Here is a 19,484-nt window from a genome sequence, read left to right on the forward strand (position 1 = left end):
TGGCGCAACTGGGGATCCCCCACTATTACCAAACGGTGGTGGGGGATAACGAGGCCCGCATTCACCACGCGCTGGAGGTGGCCTGTGGTCGTTCCAGCTTGATTCTGATCACCGGGGGTTTGGGGCCGACGCCGGACGATCTCACCCATGAGGCGCTGGCTTCCTTTTTTGGGGCGGAGATGGTGGAGCACCCCCAAGTGTGGGAAGAGATCCTGCAAAAGTACGGGCAGCGGGGCCTTGTGCCCTCGCCGAGCAATCGCAAGCAGGCTTTTCTGCCCCGGGGAGCGAGGGTGTTGCCCAACCCGCTTGGCAGCGCCTGTGGCCTCATCTGGCAGCCCCGGCCCGACCTGCACATTCTCACCTTCCCTGGGGTGCCGCGGGAGATGCAACACATGTGGCGGGAGACCGCCGTGCCTTATCTGCGCTCCATCGGCTGGGGAAAAGAGGTGTTCTACAGCCGGGTACTGCGCTATTGGGGCATTCCCGAATCGACGCTGGCCGAACGGCTGGGATCCCTGTTGGCGGGGGAAAACCCTACGGTGGCTCCCTACGCCAGCCAGGGGGAGGTACGCCTGCGGGTTACCGGACGTGCTCCCAGTCGTGAAGAGGCCCAAGCCTTGATCGCCCCGGTGGTGGAGCAGATTTTACAGATTTCTGGAGAAGACTACTTCGGCAGCGATGACGCCACCTTGGCCGGTGTGGTGGGGGAGCTGTTGCTGCAACGGGGTCAAACTCTGGCGGTGGCAGAATCCTGCACCGGCGGGCTGCTGGGGCAGTTGGTGACCGGGATCCCGGGCAGCTCCCGCTATTTTGTGGGGGGGATCGTGGCCTACGACAACCGCATCAAGGAGCAGCTTTTACAGGTGAATCCGGAAACCCTGCGACAGCACGGGGCCGTGAGCGAGGCGGTGGCCGCCCAAATGGCGCTGGGGGCCAAGCAAGTCCTGGGCTCCAACTGGGCCTTGAGCATCACCGGCATTGCCGGGCCAGAGGGAGGCACCGCCACCAAGCCAGTCGGTCTTGTGTATCTGGGTTTGGCGGATCCGCAAGGGAAGGTGGAAGTACACGAGTACCGGTTTGGCAGCCTGCGCGGCAGAGAGGGGGTGCGTTGGTGGAGCGCCCAGACGGCTCTGGATCGCTTGCGGCGGCGCTTGCTCTGCTACCCCCTTTAGGGGGGATCCAGTCTCTCGGGGTTGGATCCCTGAGTAAGCTGGGGGAGCAGATGGATCCAACCGATCTCCAGAAGCAGACCCTACCAGGCAAGGAGCAAGCCGATGATCCCCGATGCCGTCCAGGCGGGCAAGGAAGCCCTGCGGCAGGGCCGCCTGCAAGAGGCCATCCAACTTTTTGAAGGCTACCTGGCCCAATCCCGTCAGCAGGACAAAGCATTAGGGATCCCGGCAGACTCATCTGACGGCGAAGCCCTGGAAGCCCAAATGAACCTGGTGCGGGCCTACCACCAGTTGGGCCAGACAGAGAAGGCACGGTCCCTCTGCCTAGAGCTGCTGCAACACCCCAACCCCCAGGCGCAAGGCTGGGCCAAGAAGATCTTGCTTCGCCTGCCCACTGCAACAGAGTCCCTGGCTGCTCCGTCCGCCAAACCTGTCGAACCGCGTTCTGCTCCCCCAGAGGAGCCGTCTCCTGGAGCGGGATCCCTGTCCACCCGTCAACGGGCCGCCCAACTGGGTATGAAGATCCCCCTGCCGGAGCGGGCCGGCCCCCTGCATTGGGCCAAGTGGGGATCCCTGGGGGTGGGCATTGTCTTCCTTTGGTGGCTGAGCTTTGTGTTGGTAGGCAGCCATCTGGATTTTGGCCGGCTGAGTTTTCCGCGGCAGCTTTGGTTTTTGCAGGGGTTGCTGCCCTGGCTGCGCAATAGCCTGCGGTGGTTGGTGGCCGGCAGCCTGGCGGTCAACTTTGGAGTAGGCCTTCTCTTTTTTGCCCCCTGGCTGATGGATCAGCTCCACCAACGGCTGCACAAGTTGCGTTGGGCCAGGCTTGGCGAAATCGAACGCCACAGCCCCGAAACGGCGCGCCTGCTGCAGCGCATCTGTGCCCAAAACCAGCTAAAACAGCCCCGACTGGGGGTGATCCCGGATGCTGGGCCGCTGGCCTTTGTTTACGGCACTTTTTCTGATGGCTGCCGCATTGTGGTCACCCAAGCCCTGTTGCAGCAGCTTTCTGAGGATGAGATTGCCGCAGTCTACGCCCAGGCCCTGGGGCGAATTGTTAATGGAGATATCCTGGTCATGACCCTGCTGGGATCCCCGATTCAACTGGTTTACCTGGCCCTAGAGCAGGTGAGCCAACTGGGAAGCAAACGGCGGGATCTCATCGGGCATGTGGCCCCGCTGCTCTACCTCATCTACACGGTGCTTTCCTATCCCCTGTTTTTCCTCTCCCGCCTGGGCACCTACCATGCCGACCATTTTGCCGTACAGGCGACTGGCAACCCGAACGGGCTGATTGCTGCTCTGCTCAAATCGGCTGCTGGCCTGCAGGAGGCCCACAAAAACGACCGCCGACCTTCCTCGCTGTTGCACTGCACCCGCCTGTTCAGCTTTTTGGACTTCAAAACCATCGCCGCTGCCAGTGCTGCCGCCCGCCTCCAGGATCCCTCCCAAGCTGGCCAAGTCTTTCTTTGGGATCAAATCAACCCTTGGGCCCGCTGGATGCAGGTCAATTCCAGCCATCCGCTGCCGGGGCACCGCTTCAAGGTCTTGGCGGGATATGGAGAGCGGCTGCGCCTCCTGCCGGAGCTGAGCCTGGGATCCGGGTCCAAATTGGATGTGGCCCGCCTGCAAAGCCGGTTTTGGCTGGATCTGGCCATCTACGCAGCCGAAGTGGTCGGGATCCTCATTGGCTGGCTGGTGGGGCTGATCCTCTACCTGCTGCTGCAAAACCGTCTCGATCCCAAGGTGATCGCGGCAGCAGCGGTGGTGGGCTACGGGGTGGGCTTGTGGGCCAAAGCGGGGTTGATGTACGGGGGATCCCTGCCGGCAAGGCCGACGGATGTGCTCAGCTTGCTGGCGGATCCCGACGCGGATCCCCGCCGCGGACAATGGGTGGAGCTGGAGGGGGAGTTGGTGGGACTGGGCCCCTCCGGCTATCAACTGGGGGCAGAGCTGAAGCTGCAAGAGGCCACAGGGCTGATCCCGGTGCGCTTTACTTCCCCTTTGGGGCCGGTGGGCAATGTCTTTTCCGGCCTGAAGCGGATCCGCGCCCTGGTGGGCCGGCGCGTCAAAGTGGTGGGCTGGTTCCGCCGCGGCAATACTGCTTGGGTGGATCTGGCCTACGTCCAGGTGGGATCCAATAAGCTGCACAGCCGACCGCGCCTTTGGCTGGTTGTGTTCGGCTTGGGAGTCATCCTGCTGGGGATTTGGGGGGCGTTCTATTTCCCCAACTTGGCCTCTTACCTGCGGCGGTGGTGAGCCAGGCTCTCTTCCAGTTGGCTGAGAAAACTAGCGGCGAGAGGGCGTTAACTGTGCCTTGCGCAGGCGCACCGACTGGGGCGTGATCTCCACCAGCTCATCCTCGCCGATGTATTCCAAAGCCCGCTCCAGGGTCATCTCCACCGGCGCTTGCAAGTGCACCAGCTCCTCCCCGCCCGCAGCCCGGTGGTTGGTCAGTTGCTTGGTCTTGCAGACGTTCAGCTCCAAGTCTTGGGGACGGTTGTGCTCGCCCACGATCATGCCCTTGTAAACGCGGGTACCTGGCGTAATAAAGAATACACCTCGATCTTCCGCATTCTTGAGGGCATAGGTAGTGGCCACCCCTTCTTCAAAAGCGATCAGCACCCCGTTGCGGCGCATTTCCATCTCAGAGGTCAGGGGACGGTATTCCAAAAAGCTGTGGCTCATGATCCCCTCGCCGCGGGTGATGCGGATAAACTCCCCCCGAAAGCCGATCAGCCCTCGCGCCGGAATGACAAACTCCAGCTGAGCCCGCCCATCCGATCCCACCATCATGTTCTGCATTTCTCCCCGCCGTTGCCCCAGCCGCTCGATGCAGGCCCCCACCGTCGCTTCCGGCACATCCAGCACCAAACACTCATAGGGCTCATAGGGCTGGCCGTTGACCTCGCGGAAAATTACCTTCGGTTGCCCCACCTGAAACTCATAGCCTTCCCGCCGCATGGTTTCTAGCAGGATGCCCAGGTGCAGCTCGCCTCGCCCCGACACCAAAAAGCGATCCGGCGAGTCGGTTTCTTCCACCCACAGCGCCACGTTGGTTTCCAACTCCCGCATCAGGCGCTCCCGCAGTTGCCGCGAAGTTACAAAAGTACCCTCTTGCCCGGCGAAGGGGGAGTCGTTGACGCAGATCATCACCTGCAATGTGGGCTCGTCCACTTTGATGAGCGGCAAAGCCTGGGGATTCTCGGGAGAGGTGAGGGTATGGCCGATGTTGGCCTCGGCAAACCCCGCCACGGCGACAATGTGGCCGGCGGTGGCTTCCGTCAGCTCGATGCGCTGCAGCCCCTGAAAGCCGAACAGCTTGGTTACTTTGCCCTTGGCGATGGATCCATCCTCTTTCACCACTGCCAATGGATCCCCCAGACGGATGGTGCCGTTGTGGATCTTGCCGATCACAATCCGGCCCAGGTATTCCGAATACTCCAGCGTGGTGACCTGCAGTTGCAGGGGCTTGCCGGGATCCCCAATGGGAGGTGGGACATGCTTGAGAATGGCCTCGAAGAGAGGTCTCATATCCAGGGATCCGCTGTACCTCCCTTCCAGAAAGTCTTTGAGATGGGCTTCTTCCAGGGCAAAGCCGCGCAACCCAGAGGCAAATAGATAGGGGAAGTCGCACTGGTCTTCGTCTGCCCCCAGCTCCAAGAACAAATCCAGCACCTTGTCGACGGCTTTGTAGGGCTCGGCGCGAGGCCGATCAATCTTGTTGACCACCACAATTGGGCGCAGGCCCTTCTCCAAGGCTTTGCGCAGCACAAAGCGGGTTTGCGGCATCGGGCCTTCGTTGGCATCCACAATCAACAAGCAGCCCTCCACCATCCCCAGCACCCGCTCCACCTCGCCCCCGAAATCGGCGTGGCCAGGGGTGTCGACGATGTTGATCAAGGTTTCGCCGTAGCGGACGGCTGTGTTTTTGGCCAAGATGGTAATGCCCCGCTCCCGCTCCAGCGTGTTGGAGTCCATCACACAGGTGGGAATGTCTTCCCCCTCCCGAAAGATGCCCGCCTGGCGTAACAGGGCATCCACAAGGGTAGTTTTGCCGTGGTCGACGTGGGCGATGATGGCAACGTTGCGGATGGGGAGTGACATATTAACCATTGACCAGCAGGATGTCGCCCTACAAGCAGGAGTGCCTTAGGGATTTCTTTACAACTCTAACGCAAAGGAGCGTTACGTTGCTAAACACTCCTGGCTTTGGGCTTAGCCCCAGCACTCCCAAAGGGTTATCCCGACTGCCTCAATATCCAGAGGGATCCCCTACATATCGGCACCGCGCAGATAGAGCAGCAGGATGACCGCCGGGCCTGCCAAGACAATCAAGGCCAGCAGGGCCAACTGCACAAAAACTTCGTATTGTCCGAACATAATCCCAGATCCTGTGGCTTACGCTTTGTATCCTAAGGGGTGCCCTCCACCCCAGATGGGAGAGCTGTTACAATTCTTCAAGTCATGCGCTCTTCGCCAAGGGATCCCTAGCGCTCCTGCTGGGCTTGAAACACCACCGGATCCAGGTTGAACAGTTCCTGCAAGATCCGCATAGCTGCCCGCCGCGCCTCAATATCCCGTTTGGCCCGCAGTTGCACCATCGGGTCGTGCAGGATCTTGTTGACGATGCCGCGGGTCAAGGCGTCGATCACCTCCAGGTGCTTCTCGGCAAAGTCCTTGCCCAGGCGGGAGAGAGCTTTTTCCATCTCCTGCTCGCGGATGGACTCCACCTTGTGGCGCAGGCTGGAAATGGTGGGCACCGTCTCCAGAGAACGCCACCACTCCATGAATTGATCCACCTCTTCTTCCACCAGGGCTTCGGCAGCCAGAGCCAGCTTTTGCCGTTGGGCGCGGTTTTCTTCCACGACGCGGGAGAGGTGATCCACATTGAACACCTGTACCCCCTTCAGCTTTTCCACGTCGGGATCGATGTTGCGGGGCACAGAGATATCCACCAACAACAGCGGCTGATCTGGCTGCAGCACCCCTGCCAGTTGCTGGTAGGTGAGGATCGGCTGGGTGGCACCGGTGCTGGTGAAGACCAAGTTGGACTCGGCCACACTGTTCAGCAGCGACTCCCAAGGCAGCACCTGGATCGGCTGCTCAAATTGCTTGGCCAGGGCTTCGGCCCGCTCCAGAGAGCGGTTGACCACCGTGATATCGACTGCCCCTTTGGCCAACAGGTGCTGCACCAACAGACGGGCCATTCTCCCCGCCCCCACCACGGTAACTTTGCCCTGAGAGAGGGATCCCTGCTCTTGCAGAGCCAACTCCACCGCTGCCGAGCTGATGGACATGGCGCCGGTGCCGATCTCCGTTTCGGTACGGACGCGCTTGCCGGCGGTAATGGCTGCCTTAAAAAGGCGATTGAGGATGCGATCCATACCGTTGCAGGCTTGGCCCAGCTGCTGGGCTTTTTTTACCTGCGAGAGGATCTGCCCTTCTCCCAGCACCAAGCTATCTAGCCCGGCAGCCACCCGCATCAGGTGGGTTACCGCATCCTGGTAAAGAAGGGTAAACAGGTGCGGACGCAGTTGGGGCAAGGGGATCCCTTTCAGCTCAGCCAAGAACTGCATCGTCTGCCGGACACCACTCTCCATTTCTGAGGTGACGATGTAGACCTCCAGCCGGTTACAGGTGCTGAGGATCGCAGCCTCCTCAATGTGGGGGTGGGCGCGAAGCTGCTGGATCGTCTCTCCCACCTCCGCCTCCGCGATGCTGAGGCGCTCCCGAATCTCCACAGGAGCTGTGCGATGGCTAAGACCGACAACCGCGATAAACATGCCTCTCCGTCGTCTGTACAGCAACAGCAAAAGTTATTAAAAACAAAAACTCTGAACAAAAGCAAATATTGTTTCAGAAAGAAGGCAAAAGCTGTAACCGATATGGGGGATCCCTTGAGTCGGTTCCAGCAAGCTTAGGTAACTTTTCTCAGCCTACCTAAACCCTAAGACCAGTATCGAACCGGTTTTGCCGGATTTTGCTGAAGAGTTATTACGTTTTCACGGGTTGGGGCTTGATAGATTTCGTAACTTTCCCAAAAAGGCAAGGGCGACCTTCACCAGGGGAAAGCCGCCCCGATCTGCGAGGATGTTAGATAGGGATCCCTCAGCGCAGTTGCAAGCCGCGGGGCTGTTGGCCGTCTTTCATGTGGATGGTGTCCACAAAGCGCACCGTGCGGGATTGGCTGGAGATCACCAAGGTCTCGGTGCGGGCCCCGCCCCCGAAGAAGCGCACCCCGCGCATCAAGTCACCATCGGTGATCCCGGTGGCAGCAAAGAGGACTTCCTTGCCACTGGCCAGCTCTTCACACTCCCACACCTTGTCGGGATCCTCGATGCCTTTTTCTTTGAGTTCCCGTCGCGTTTCCTCCACGGGTGGCAAGTAGGTGCCTGCCTGAACCACCTCGGGATCGTAGATCAGCCGACCCTGGAAGTGGGCGCCCAAGCACCGCAGAGCGGCTGCCGAGATCACCCCCTCAGGAGCAGCCCCGATCCCCATCAGGGCATGAATGCCGGTGCCATTGAAGCCTGCCGAGAGAGCCGCCGAGATGTCGCCATCGGTAATCAGCTTCACCCGCGCCCCCGCCTCTCGAATTTGGCGAATCAGATCGAGGTGGCGCTTGCGATCCATGACCACCACCGTCAGATCGGAGATCTCCCGATCCAGGCTTTCGGCGATGATCTTCAGGTTTTTCTCGGGGGGATAGTCGATGTGCACCTTGCCCTTGGCCTGGGGCGGAGCCGCCAGCTTTTGCATGTAGATGTCCGGGGCGTGGAGAAGGCCGCCTTTCTCGGAGATGGCCAGCACCGCCATAGAGCCGTTTTGGCCTTTGGCCACTAGGTTGGTGCCCTCGCAGGGATCCACAGCAATATCGATCTCCACCAGCTCTTCCACGCGGCAGAACTGCTCAGCATCCGGGCGGGTACAGATGCCCACCTCTTCGCCGATGTAGAGCATGGGGGCCTCATCGCGGGTTCCTTCCCCGATGACGATGCGACCGCGCATAGGGATCTGGTTGAGTTTTTCCCGCATGGCCTCTACAGCCACCTGGTCGGCGGTCTTGTTGTCCCCTTTGCCCATCCAGCGGGCGGCGGCAATGGCAGCCTGCTCCACGACTTCGATGATCTCTAGCCCCAACTTGTTGTCCACGGTGTGCCCCCTTGCTGATCTCGGAATGGTGAAGGCCAACTTAAGGATATCTTCAGACTCTTCCCCTCAGTTTACCAGGGCAGGCTTCTCCTCGGGATCCCATTCTCTCAACCCCAATAAGCTGAGAGAACAAATCTCCCAAAGCCAGTCAGGAAGAGCGATCCCCGTCTTGGCGGCTTACTATTGCCGCTTGGGGATCAGGGATGGTAGCCTATTTTAAGGGCAATAAGTTTTTCTTAACACCATTAAAAAAACGCAATGAAAAGATACGCTTTTGTCAACCGTTCCGGACAGGTTCAGGTGATCCGCACGATCCCCGGCCACTGGGAGCGCACCCTCTTTCCCGGCCAGCAGGCGATCTTTGAGGCGGAGCCGGACGACTATCTGGAAGTTTACAGTTGCTGCTGCTCCACCGCCATCCTGGAAGAGCGCCGCCTCTGTCGCTATCTGGTGGATTCTTCCTCGCCTGAGGTTGACCTCTACCTGTGGTCATCTTCGCAACGGGGAACTCTGGCGGATGCGTTGAATGGTTGACAGGCTCCACCGGCTTGCTTCCACGCGGCAGTAGAAGGTGTCTTGGCAAGAGGACTCGGCTTGCCCAAGATAACTAGGTTGGGGATCGCTTCTCCTGAGGCCGATCCCCGAGTTTTTCAGAGGGCGGACGCGGCTCTGGAGAAGGGGCATCGGGGGGACGGGTCAGGCAACTGCCCCGCGCAGCGTCGCGAAAGGTATCGATGCGCTCCACACAATTTTGATGGCCGCAATAGGGGCAATACAGGCGATCCCCAGGTTGGGGCTCCACATCGGCCTGGCTCCACCACCGCCGACAGCGGTCACAACAAAAGTGATAGAGGAACTCCAGCGCCACTCTCATGACAACAGGATCCCTTGCAGAGCCGAACCGATCAGCATGGAAAAATGGGGATTATCCGGATCCCAGCAGTTGGGATCCCTCCCTAGCCCTCGGATTAAGACAAACTCATTATGAGTATGGTATGTTAGGTTTAGTTTACGTTTGCACTTTACCGCAAGGAGCGTGGATTGATGTCTCAGGAAGGATGTCTGCGGGTTGGCCAAGCTGCTCCCGATTTTTCCGCCACCGCCGTCTATGACATGGAATTCAAGACGGTGAAGCTCTCCGACTACAGGGGTAAGAAGTATGTGGTGTTGTTTTTCTACCCCTTGGACTTCACCTTTGTCTGCCCAACGGAGATCACGGCCTTCAGCGACCGCTATGACGACTTTGCCAAGCTGGATACCGAGATCCTGGGTGTTTCAGTGGATAGCGAATACTCTCACCTGGCCTGGATCCAGACCGACCGCAAGGCTGGAGGGGTGGGTGAGCTGAGGTATCCTCTGGTCTCTGACCTGAAAAAGGAGATCAGCGCTGCCTACAATGTTCTGGATCCGGAAGCGGGTGTGGCGCTGCGCGGCCTGTTCATCATCGACAAAGAAGGGATCATCCAGCACGCCACCATTAACAACCTGGCCTTTGGCCGTAGTGTGGATGAAACCTTGCGCACCCTGCAAGCCATCCAATACGTGCAATCTCACCCCGACGAAGTTTGCCCGGCCAACTGGCAGCCCGGCCAGAAAACCATGAATCCCGACCCGGTGAAATCCAAGGAGTTCTTCGCGGCGATTGCCAAGTAGGTTGGCCCCTGGGATCCCTGGCTACATATAGGAGATCCCCAGCGCTTCCGGGCGTAGCTTCAGCTCAAGGTGGGCTGGAGCTTTTTTGTCGAAAACAGGCAAGCAAAAGATCCCCCGACCTTGCTAGGGGATCCTGAAACCCAGTAGGGAGCGAAGCTGTGGGGAGTTCAATCCCAGGGTTTCCCGCCGGTGAACTTGTAGGTAATCGGCTCTTTGTTTTTGCCGATGTTGCGATCCACTTTGCCGATGGGCTCGCGGCCTTCGTTGACCTTCTCGGGAAAGACGCCGTCTTTGGGATGCACCAACACAGGCTCCCCCCCCGCGGGAATGCGGAAGATCTGGTAGTCGTTGATCTTGTAGTCGGATCTCAACTGGGCACCCAGCGCCAAACACTGCTCTTTGCGGGCAAAGGTGAGAAAGTTTTTGCCTTCCACCATTTCGGCAGCGCCGCCGGTGGGCATTTCAAACACCTGCCCCGGCTTGCCCGTCCAGGTGATGACGTATTTTTCTTCGGTTTCGGCTGAGCTCAACAGCCCCCCGGTGGATCCCCCAAATAGAGGCAGCTTTGCTCCCTGACGAGGATCGCCTTCCATCACAGCCATAGTCTACCTTTCTCAACTCGTTGTGGTTTGCGGTGGTTTGCCTTGTCCAAACCGCGGTTTGCGGCGCGAAGCACTTTGAATCTACCACTGACTCGATTTTTGGCCCCAGTTCCGCCTGGGAACTGTAATCTTTCGTAGCAGACTGGCTGGCCCTCAGACGGATCCCTGGGCGCCCTGTAGGCCACCATAGAGACAAGCCGGAGACTTACGGCTCTCTGGAAAAGGAATAGCGCCCATGGCTCAGTGGTCACTCCATCCCAGCTCGCAATCCAATGCCAGGGTCATTCTCATTCCCACCGCCTTTGGCCACGACACTCAGGCTCCAATGGCCATTCTCAACGCCGGTTCAGAGCTGTGTGCCTTCGAGCCGAGGCTGGGGATCGATGTGGATAGGCTGGCGGTGGCGCAGTTGCCGGGGCTGGTGGATGAGCCTCCCTACGGCATGTGTGAGGCGGCGGTGACTCAAGCTTGGAGACGACAACAATGGCCGGTGCTGTTGCCTTCGGTCTTGGCCGCCAGTTGGGGGGCCATTCGTGCCCTTTGGAAACACCACCCAACCCTGAGCGTGGTGCATTGCAGCGCCCATGCCAATCTGATGCCGCCGCCGGAGATGAGCCAGCCGGATCAAGATACGAGCTATGGCAGTGCTGCCTGGGTGGAGTTGCTCTACCAGCACATGCTGCCGGTGATCCATGTGGGATTGCGCAGCGGCAGTGCGCGGGCCTACGCATGGCTGAAAGCCCACCACAGCCCAATATTCTGGGCCCAAGATGGCTGGGATCCCCAGCAGGTGGTGGCCTCTTTGCCGGATCAACCGGTGTTTTTGGTGGTGGACTGCAGTGTGTTGGATCCTTCCTTGGCGCCCGCCGTGCATCACCCAGAGCCAGGGGGGGTGAGTTGGTTGCAACTGTTGCAGACCTGTGAGGCCATCTTTGCCGCTCGTCCTGTGGTTGGCCTTTCGCTGGGAGGGGTGGCGGTGGGATCCGCAACACGGCAAACTGCTCGCGTGGTGGCCCGCCTGCTCAATTGGTTGCTGGCCTGCTATGCCCTCCACTCCCTGAAGGTGACCGCTCAACCGCAACCTGCCCAGACGGTTTAAGCTGCTCAAAGATGAATGCCTGAATATCTGGGAATGGTTGCATGAACCTCTATCGCCGAGTGATCTTCCCGCAACTGTTGGATCTGGCCCTCTCGGGGGAACGGATAGAGCGCTATCGGCGGCAGCTTCTGGCCCATGTGCAGGGATCCGTTCTGGAGATTGGTTTTGGCACCGGCCTCAACCTACCCTGCTACCCAGAGCACATTCGCAAGATCACAGGGGTAGATCCCAATCCCGGCATGGGATCCCTGGCTCGTCGGCGCATTGCCTCTTCTCCCATCGCCGTTGATTGGCAAGTGGCGGATGCCCAGGAACTGCCTTTTCCAAGCCAGAGTTTTGATAGCGTGGTTAGCACCTGGACATTGTGCAGCATTCCCAATGTGGCCAAGGCTTTAGGGGAAATCCGGCGGGTGTTGCGAGCGGGGGGCAAGCTGTTTTTTCTCGAACACGGCCTCAGCGAGGATCCCCAGGTGCAAAGATGGCAAAATCGTCTCAACCCCCTCCAAAAAGTGATTGCAGATGGCTGCAACCTCAACCGAGATATGGCCCGGTTGATCCGAGAAGCGGGGTTTCGGTTTGAGCAACTGGAGCGGTTTTATATGGCCGACCAGCCCAAGTTTATCGGCTACACCTATCAAGGCATAGCGCTTCCCGCCGCGGAAGGAAACTTCCAGTTCTAGAAGACTTGAGCAGCCACCAATTTTCCAACAGCTCTCTACCTGTTCGCCTTTCTAATCACACAGGCTAATCACACAGTTGCAGACGGGATTGCGGCTGCCGCATGGCCGGGTCGATCTCGTAGGTCAGCTCAAAGTTGATCACCCGCCAGCGCTGAGGGGATCCACCCCTATCCTCTGGGATTTGGGAGCTGAAGCTGACGGGCAAGCCATAGAGGCGAGGTGGGCCAGGACGACGGTGGGATCCCTGCTCCAGATAAGGGGTGAGCAGCTGGCGGTAGCGCTCGGCCACGATCACCTGAGTGGCTCGCATTCCTTGCATGCGCAGCCGATCCAATTCTTCATGAATCTCAAAACGGATCCCATCGGCGTGGGTGTGCTGACGAAACCAGCGACCTTCCCAAAAGCGCCAGCGCCGTCCGGATTGCAGGTGTACCAGCTCCTCTTGTTCAGCATCCGCCTCAAATGCACCATGGCGAGGGCAGAGGTAGGTATCGGTTAGGGTGAGGGCCGCAATCGTTTGCCGACAGTGGGGGCACTGAATGCTGGGGCCGAAGATCGGGTAGGAAAAGGCAACAGTCATAGGAAACCCCACAAAACGCGGCTGGATATCTGGGCAAATCCGCAGTTGTCCACATTATAGATGTTGCCTTTTGGGGATCCCCATGACAAAACCGGAGGAGATCTTCTAAATTAGGAGGTAGGGGGGATGCGCTCGAAGTCTGTACTGATTCTGGGCGAGCCTCAAGGAGCTCCGCGATAGCAACGGGGAGTGGGTGGTACCCACTTCTTTGCTTTTTGAGGGGGCTTACTGTCCCCTTTGCCAGCTCCGGCTCAAAGGGGTTTGGATCTGGCGGCAACACCCGGTTGGTGACAAGTTGGTTATGGTTCACCCTCTTATTCCACAGTTGGAGAGCTTGGCCCGTCCCTTGGCCGCTCAACTGGGATACCAGTTGGTGCAGATGGTTTTCCACACCAACCAGCATCCGCCAGTTCTGCGGGTGGATATCCGCCCACTGGATCCCGACCGAGAAACCAGCCATGCCGATTGCGAAGCCATGAGCCAAGCCTTAGAAGTCGAGCTGGATCGGGTGGATCTGATCCCCGGCCAGTATGTGTTGGAGGTGTCCAGCCCTGGCATCAGCAACCTTCTCACCAGCGATCGCGACTTTGTGGTTTTCAAGGGATTCGCGGTGGAGGTGACCTTGGATCCACCCTACAAGGGCAAAGCCGTTTGGTCAGGACACCTGCTGGGTCGGGATGAGGAGAGGGTTGCCTTATCCCTCAAGGGGCGGCGAGTTCAGTTGCCCCGCGCTTCGGTGCAGCGGGTTGCCCTCTCATCGGAAACTGACTAGGAGACCGGAGATAGAGAGAGCGTTTGACCGCAGGTGGTGCGGCCCTCCCTTCGCATCAGAGATGCGGGTTCAGTTCCCGCTGTGGAGCAATAGCAACAGCAAGTTTCACGAAGTTTGTGCAGGAGGACAGTGGTTATGGCGATGGTGCCTCTGCCGGGTTTGGCGGAAATGGTGGAGATGATCTCGCGGGAGCGCAACTTGCCCCGCCATGTGGTCACCGATGCTCTGCGAGAGGCGCTGCTCAAGGGCTACGAACGCTACCGCAAAACCATCCAGCGAGATGTGGTCTTTGCAGAAGACCACTTCCGCAATTTCGATGTGGAGTTGGATGTGGAGGCAGGAGGCTTTCGCGTTTTGGCCACCAAAGCCATCGTTGAGCAGGTGCAAAACCCCGACCATGAGATCTCTCTGTACGATGTGCAGCAGGATTACCCAGAAGCCGAAGTAGGCTGGGAAGTCACAGATGATGTCACCCCACAACAGGCGGAATTTGGCCGCATGGCGGCCATCCAAACCAAGCAGGTGCTGGCGCAAAAGTTACGGGATCAGCAGCGCCGTCTGATTCAGGAAGAGTTCCGCGATCTGGAAAAAACCGTACTGCAGGCACGGGTGCTGCGCACCGAGCGGCAGACGGTGATCATGTCGGTATCCAGCGGTTTCGGACAACCTGAGGTGGAAGCAGAACTGCCCAAGAAGGAACAGCTGGCCAGCGATCGCTACACTCCCAACGCGGTGATGAAGGTCTATCTCAAGAAAGTCTATGAGGGATCCCGGCGGGGGCCACAGCTTTTGGTTTCCCGGGCCGATGCTGGCTTGGTGGTGAACCTGTTTGCCAACGAGGTGCCAGAAATTGAAGAGGATATCGTGCGGATTGTGGCAGTGGCGCGGGAGGCCAACCCCCCTTCCCGAAATGTGGGGCCACGTACCAAGATTGCGGTCGATACGGTGGAGCGGGACGTGGATCCAGTGGGGGCCTGTATTGGCGCGAGGGGATCCCGGATTCAGGCGGTGGTAGCAGAGCTGCGCAACGAGAAAATCGATGTCATCCGCTGGTCGCCGGATCCTGCCACCTACATTGCCAACGCCCTCAGCCCGGCCAAGGTGGTGGAGGTGCGGCTAGTGGATCCGGAAATCCAGCAAGCTCATGTGTTGGTCAACAGCGACCAGCTCAGTTTGGCCATTGGCAAAGAGGGGCAAAATGTGCGCCTGGCAGCCCGCCTCACCGGTTGGAAAATCGACATCAAGGAAGTGGAGAGCTACCGCGCAGCGCTGGAGGAAGCCCAAGCCCAAGGGCTGCCCTATCCCTTCATCACTCCGGCGGCACTGGAGCGCTTCCAGCGGCGGGCAGAGCGGGCTGCTTTGGGCCTAGAGGATGAGGAATACGAAGAAAAGCGCCGCCTGGAGGAAGAGGAGCTGGCGGGGGACGATAGGCTGGAGGAAGACTGGGCTGACGAGGACGAGGACTTCGACTACGACGCCGAGTTCGACATTGCCCAGCCGAAGGGGTAATGATATACGCTCTACCCTCACTTTGCCCGTACACTTTGCTCGTAGAGGGCGGCTTCTGCCGGAAGTCTGGGCTTTGGAATGAGTTTTGCTGCAGGGGATCGCGGTTGCACCGAGACCGCAATGGCGCATGTGGGGTTTTCCTGCCTGCTTGGGCAGAACTGCCCTGTTCCGGCAATCTGCATTGGTGAAAGATGCTAGCTTTTGTTAGCATGCAGGAGCCAAAAAAGTTCGGCAGGCAAATCAAAACTCTTCCGAGCCAGAACCCAAACCTCAATCCAACACAGCGGGATCCCTTGGCTAGTTCAGAGTTTGCCCTGGAGCAGTTGCTCTTTGCCCCGGCCACGCCTGACCCCGACGCAGTGCGGGTAATCTACGCCTTCCCCAACACCTACGCAGTGGGGATCACCAGCCTGGGCTATCAAGTCATCTGGAGTCTGCTGGCCAGCCGCCGAGATGTGGCCGTCTCCCGCCTCTTTACGGATCTGGCTGAACCCCTGCCCCGGGAGCCGGAGCTGTTCGGCTTTTCCCTATCCTGGGAGCTGGATTATGTCCATATCCTGGCTCTGCTGGAACGGCACGGGATCCCTCCCAGATCTGAGGAGCGGGAAGAAGCCCACCCCTTGGTCTTTGGCGGCGGCCCGGTACTGACAGCCAACCCTGAGCCCTTTGCCGAGTTTTTTGACCTGATCTTGCTGGGGGATGGGGAAGGTCTTCTGGAGAAGATGATTGAGATCTATCGGCAGGTGCGCCAGGGATCCCGGGCTGAGAAATTGCAGGCGCTAGCGCAGGTGCCAGGGATCTATGTGCCCGGCTTGTATGAACCCCAATACCGGGAGCCCGACGGCCCGGTGGAGAAGGTGCTCCCCAAAGTGGCCGGGATCCCTAGCTCCATTCGCAAACACACCTTCCGCGGCAACACCCTCTCGGTTTCCACAGTAGTCACCCCCAAAGCGGCTTGGGAGAGCATCTACATGGTGGAGGTGGTGCGCAGTTGCCCGGAGATGTGTCGGTTTTGCCTGGCCAGCTACCTAACGTTGCCCTTCCGGGTGGCGGATGTGGAGGGGCATTTGATCCCGGCGGTGGAGCGGGGGCTGCAGGTTACCCAGCGGATTGGGTTGCTGGGGGCTTCGGTAACCCAACACCCGCAATTCGAGCAGTTGCTGGAGCACTTGGCCCAGGATCGCTTCGAGCAGGTGCGTCTCAGTTTGGCCTCGGTGCGCACGGCTACCGTAACTCCACGTCTTGCGCAGGTGCTCTCCTGCCGGGGCAGCCAGTCCATTACGGTGGCCATCGAAAGTGGCTCAGAACAACTGCGCCAGATCATCAACAAGAAGTTAAGCAACCCGGAAATCTTGGCAGCAGCAGCCCACGCCCAGGCTGGAGGTCTGAAGGGCATTAAGTTCTACGGCATGGTGGGGATCCCGGCGGAAACCCAGGCGGATTTGGAGGCCACAGTGGATCTTTTCCAAGAGCTCAAAAAAGCGGCTCCCGGCCTGCGCCTGACGCTGGGTTGCAGCACCTTTGTGCCCAAAGCCCACACCCCTTTTCAGTGGCACGGGGTGGATCCCAAAGCCGAGAAAAAACTGCAGTTTTTCCAGAAACATCTGCGTCCCCTGGGGGTGGAGTTGCGCCCGGAAAGCTATAGCTGGTCGGTGATCCAAGCCCTCATCTCGCGAGGGGATCGGCGGGTGGGAAAGGTCTTGCAGTTGGCGCGGGACTTTGGCGAATCTTTGGGGAGCTACCGGCGGGCTTTCAAAGAGCTTAAAGGGCAACTGCCGCCCCTAGACTACTACGTGCACAGCCACTGGGATCCAGCGGATCCCTTGCCTTGGCAACACATCGAAGGGCCCCTCACCCTGGAGCGACTGTTGCAACATCGCCAGGAAGCTCTTTCTGTTCGTATCTCTTGAAAATACCTATTTGGGTTGTTTGCAAGCTGCGATGCTGCTGGCAATAATCGCCTCGGTTTCGGCCAAGCCTTTCCAGCCCAAGATCTGGGTTTCTTTCTTTTCCAGGCGCTTGTAGGTGGCGAAAAACTCCGCGATCTCATCCAGGCGGTGCTGGGCGATGTCTTCCAGCTTGGTCACCGAAGCATAGCGGGGATCCTTAGCAGGCACACACAGCAGCTTCTCATCGGGATCCCCGCCATCGATCATCTGCAACATGCCCAAGGGTCGCACCGTGACCACACACCCTGGGAAAGTGGGCTGATCCATGATCACCAAGCCATCCAAGGGATCCCCATCCCCGGCCAGCGTATTGGGCACAAAGCCGTAGTCGTAAGGGTACTGCACCGAGGAATAGAGCACCCGATCCAGCGCCATCGCTGCCATGTCTTTGTCGAACTCATACTTGTTTTTGCTGCCGCCGGGAATCTCAATCAAGATGTTGAGCAGGCCGGGCTTGGGTTGGGCAGGGATCCGCGACAGGTCGATCACAGCAAGCACCCTCGGATTGGGAATAGACAGCCAGAGGGTATTCTGACATACTCCTTGCCCCAAAGGACAGAGACTCTTGACACTTCGCCGGGAACAGTTCACGTCGGCGGGACGGAATCCTCAGCCAGCTTCCATTCTCTCCACCCACGTCTGGCTCAACGCTGGGAGACGCCCCATCCTCGGCAAGAGACTTGGTTTTTGTCTCCTCCTTTCGCTCAGCATGCTCAGAGCTGTCTTGGAAGGAGAGGATTCCAGATCCGGTTTTTTTGATCGACTTTGATCAGCTTGGACATACTCCCCGGGCAAGATTCGAACTTGCGACCAATCGGTTAACAGCCGACCGCTCTACCGCTGAGCTACCGAGGATCAAGCGTTTCTCATCATAGGGGAAGAAAGGACTGCTAGGCAACTGCCGGCGGGGGGTTCTTGTTGGGCCTTGGGATCCCTGTTCAGTGGAGCGGGCTTGATTTTGCTCAATTGCTCGCCTTTCTCAGGTCTATCTGACGGATCCAGGGGACAAACCCTGAAAACGCCCTCGTCAACCGAACGGAAGCCATTACAATGGTTACGGACATTTGCCAGCGCCCCTCATGGACTTCGGAGTCGGATTTCTCTCCAACAACGTCATGCTGCCGATCCTGGATTTTTTCTATGGGATCGTGCCCAGCTATGGACTGGCCATTATCTTCCTGACGTTGGTGATCCGCTTTGCCCTCTACCCGCTCAATGTGGGATCCATCCGCAACATGCGGCGCATGAAGGTGATCAGCCCGGTGATGCAGCGGCGGATGCGAGAACTCCAGGAGAAATACCGAGACGACCCGCAGAAGCTTCGGGAAGCCCAGGCCAAGCTTTACAGCGAGCTGGGGGCCAATCCCTTGGGGGGCTGCCTGCCACTGCTCATTCAAATGCCAGTGCTGTTTGCCCTGTTTGCCACCCTGCGGGGCTCCCCCTTTGCAGCGGTGACCTACGATGTCAACTTGCAGATCCTGCCGGCGGAAATGGCGGCTGAGGTGGTGCCCGCCCCCTACGTCAGCCCCAGCAAGAACATTTTTGTCACCGACTCTCTTCACAAGCCGGTGGTGCTGGTGGAACCCAAAGGCACCAAAGTTGCCGTTGGGGAGGAGGTGCAATTTCTGCTTCAAGGGCCGGGGGGCAAGCCTTTTGAGCAATTGGTGGCCGAAGCGGGTGGGGATCCCAGTCTGTTACAGCCCACCTGGAAGATCACCAAAGGGGAAGATCGTGCCCAGATCAAGCCGGATGGCACCTTGCTGGCTCTGCAGCCGGGGGATGTGACCGTGCAGGTGTCCATTCCCGGTTTGGCCTCTGACACCGGCTTTCTGTTCATCGACAAGTTGGGCCGTGTGGGGGCCTTCGACGAAGATGGCACCATCCACTGGGATATCATCGCCATGATCGTCATCTTTGGGGTGTCCATTTACCTGAACCAGTACCTAACCAATGCCGGACAGGATACCGGCAAAGAGGATCCCAGCCAAAGTTCCATGGCTCGGATCACCCCTGTGCTGTTCTCGGCGATGTTCCTGTTCTTCCCTCTGCCGGCAGGGGTTTTGCTCTACATCCTTGTCTCTAATATCTTCCAAACGGTGCAGACTTTCCTGCTCTCGCGGGAGCCGTTGCCGGAGAACTTACAGCAGTTGGTGGAAGAGGAGCGCCGTCGGGCCGCCCAGGCGATCACTGTGGAGGCCAAGGAAGTGGAAAAATCGACCAAGCCCAGAGCAGCCAAGGAGGGACGGGAATCCTTGCCCTTTGAGCCCTAGGGGATCCTCGCTGTTGGGGTGGACTTGTGGTGGAGTGTTGATACCT

General features: G+C 59.0%; 18 protein-coding genes and 1 tRNA gene. 10 read left to right on the forward strand and 9 right to left on the reverse strand.

The window, feature by feature from the left end; genetic code table 11:
* Both NW849_RS09630 and NW849_RS09635 read left to right on the forward strand, forming a co-directional pair.
* Nucleotides 1-1,172 (forward strand): competence/damage-inducible protein A (locus tag NW849_RS09630; RefSeq protein ID WP_414357466.1); only part of this gene is annotated, 1,172 nt, incomplete at its 5' end.
* Between the two features lie 102 nt (nt 1,173-1,274).
* Nucleotides 1,275-3,428 carry a M48 family metalloprotease gene (locus NW849_RS09635; RefSeq protein WP_414357467.1) on the forward strand — a complete coding sequence of 718 codons (2,154 nt, stop codon included), beginning with the start codon at nt 1,275-1,277 and terminating at the stop codon, nt 3,426-3,428.
* Between the two features lie 30 nt (nt 3,429-3,458).
* On the opposite strand, the gene typA is transcribed toward NW849_RS09635, so the two are convergent.
* From typA to glpX, 4 genes are all read right to left on the reverse strand, one after another.
* Entirely contained in the window at nt 3,459-5,276 is a 1,818-nt protein-coding gene (typA, locus tag NW849_RS09640) for a translational GTPase TypA (protein WP_414357468.1), read from the reverse strand.
* A gap of 168 nt (nt 5,277-5,444) precedes the next feature.
* Complete coding sequence (gene psb30, locus NW849_RS09645) at nt 5,445-5,552, reverse strand: photosystem II reaction center protein Ycf12/Psb30 (protein WP_011433833.1); 108 nt, start codon at nt 5,550-5,552, stop codon at nt 5,445-5,447.
* A 107-nt stretch (nt 5,553-5,659) separates the two neighbouring features.
* Nucleotides 5,660-6,955, reverse strand: a complete 1,296-nt coding sequence (locus NW849_RS09650; protein ID WP_414357469.1) for a glutamyl-tRNA reductase — start codon at nt 6,953-6,955, stop codon at nt 5,660-5,662.
* A gap of 325 nt (nt 6,956-7,280) precedes the next feature.
* A complete protein-coding gene (gene glpX / locus NW849_RS09655) occupies nt 7,281-8,324 on the reverse strand; it encodes a class II fructose-bisphosphatase (protein ID WP_011433831.1) in 1,044 nt (347 codons plus the stop codon).
* Nucleotides 8,325-8,582: 258 nt separating this feature from the next.
* Between glpX and NW849_RS09660 the strand changes: the two genes are divergently transcribed.
* Nucleotides 8,583-8,858 carry a DUF1830 domain-containing protein gene (locus NW849_RS09660; protein ID WP_011433830.1) on the forward strand — a complete coding sequence of 92 codons (276 nt, stop codon included), beginning with the start codon at nt 8,583-8,585 and terminating at the stop codon, nt 8,856-8,858.
* A gap of 73 nt (nt 8,859-8,931) precedes the next feature.
* Here NW849_RS09660 and NW849_RS09665 read toward each other — a convergent pair whose 3' ends face one another.
* The gene (locus NW849_RS09665; RefSeq protein ID WP_414357470.1) at nt 8,932-9,198 is read right to left on the reverse strand and encodes a hypothetical protein; all 267 of its coding nucleotides are present in this window, start codon (nt 9,196-9,198) and stop codon (nt 8,932-8,934) included.
* Between the two features lie 170 nt (nt 9,199-9,368).
* Here NW849_RS09665 and NW849_RS09670 point away from each other — a divergent pair, with 170 nt between their 5' ends.
* Entirely contained in the window at nt 9,369-9,977 is a 609-nt protein-coding gene (locus tag NW849_RS09670) for a peroxiredoxin (RefSeq protein ID WP_414357471.1), read from the forward strand.
* A gap of 167 nt (nt 9,978-10,144) precedes the next feature.
* Here NW849_RS09670 and NW849_RS09675 read toward each other — a convergent pair whose 3' ends face one another.
* The gene (locus tag NW849_RS09675) at nt 10,145-10,579 is read right to left on the reverse strand and encodes a photosystem I reaction center subunit II PsaD (protein ID WP_414357472.1); all 435 of its coding nucleotides are present in this window, start codon (nt 10,577-10,579) and stop codon (nt 10,145-10,147) included.
* Between the two features lie 235 nt (nt 10,580-10,814).
* On the opposite strand from NW849_RS09675, the gene NW849_RS09680 reads away from it, so the two are divergent.
* Complete coding sequence (locus tag NW849_RS09680) at nt 10,815-11,678, forward strand: arginase family protein (RefSeq protein ID WP_414357473.1); 864 nt, start codon at nt 10,815-10,817, stop codon at nt 11,676-11,678.
* Nucleotides 11,679-11,719: 41 nt separating this feature from the next.
* Entirely contained in the window at nt 11,720-12,358 is a 639-nt protein-coding gene (locus tag NW849_RS09685) for a class I SAM-dependent methyltransferase (RefSeq protein ID WP_414357474.1), read from the forward strand.
* Between the two features lie 64 nt (nt 12,359-12,422).
* On the opposite strand, the gene NW849_RS09690 is transcribed toward NW849_RS09685, so the two are convergent.
* Complete coding sequence (locus NW849_RS09690; protein ID WP_011433824.1) at nt 12,423-12,938, reverse strand: TIGR02652 family protein; 516 nt, start codon at nt 12,936-12,938, stop codon at nt 12,423-12,425.
* A gap of 301 nt (nt 12,939-13,239) precedes the next feature.
* On the opposite strand from NW849_RS09690, the gene rimP reads away from it, so the two are divergent.
* The 3 genes from rimP to NW849_RS09705 all read left to right on the forward strand — a co-directional run bounded on the left by rimP (nt 13,240) and on the right by NW849_RS09705 (nt 17,129).
* Entirely contained in the window at nt 13,240-13,710 is a 471-nt protein-coding gene (rimP, locus tag NW849_RS09695; RefSeq protein WP_011433822.1) for a ribosome maturation factor RimP, read from the forward strand.
* Between the two features lie 135 nt (nt 13,711-13,845).
* Nucleotides 13,846-15,219 (forward strand): transcription termination factor NusA, encoded by a 1,374-nt coding sequence (nusA, locus tag NW849_RS09700; protein WP_414357475.1) that lies wholly within the window; start codon nt 13,846-13,848, stop codon nt 15,217-15,219.
* A 293-nt stretch (nt 15,220-15,512) separates the two neighbouring features.
* Nucleotides 15,513-17,129, forward strand: coding sequence for a B12-binding domain-containing radical SAM protein (locus tag NW849_RS09705; RefSeq protein ID WP_414357476.1), 1,617 nt, complete (start codon nt 15,513-15,515; stop codon nt 17,127-17,129).
* Nucleotides 17,130-17,135: 6 nt separating this feature from the next.
* On the opposite strand, the gene NW849_RS09710 is transcribed toward NW849_RS09705, so the two are convergent.
* Nucleotides 17,136-17,654 (reverse strand): inorganic diphosphatase, encoded by a 519-nt coding sequence (locus NW849_RS09710; RefSeq protein ID WP_414357478.1) that lies wholly within the window; start codon nt 17,652-17,654, stop codon nt 17,136-17,138.
* A 297-nt stretch (nt 17,655-17,951) separates the two neighbouring features.
* A tRNA-Asn gene (locus NW849_RS09715) sits at nt 17,952-18,023 on the reverse strand.
* A gap of 224 nt (nt 18,024-18,247) precedes the next feature.
* On the opposite strand from NW849_RS09715, the gene yidC reads away from it, so the two are divergent.
* Complete coding sequence (yidC, locus tag NW849_RS09720) at nt 18,248-19,438, forward strand: membrane protein insertase YidC (protein WP_414357477.1); 1,191 nt, start codon at nt 18,248-18,250, stop codon at nt 19,436-19,438.
* The last annotated feature ends 46 nt before the right edge of the window (nt 19,439-19,484 follow it).

It is taken from the genome of Synechococcus sp. R55.3 (assembly GCF_047461975.1).
GTDB lineage: Bacteria > Cyanobacteriota > Cyanobacteriia > Thermostichales > Thermostichaceae > Thermostichus.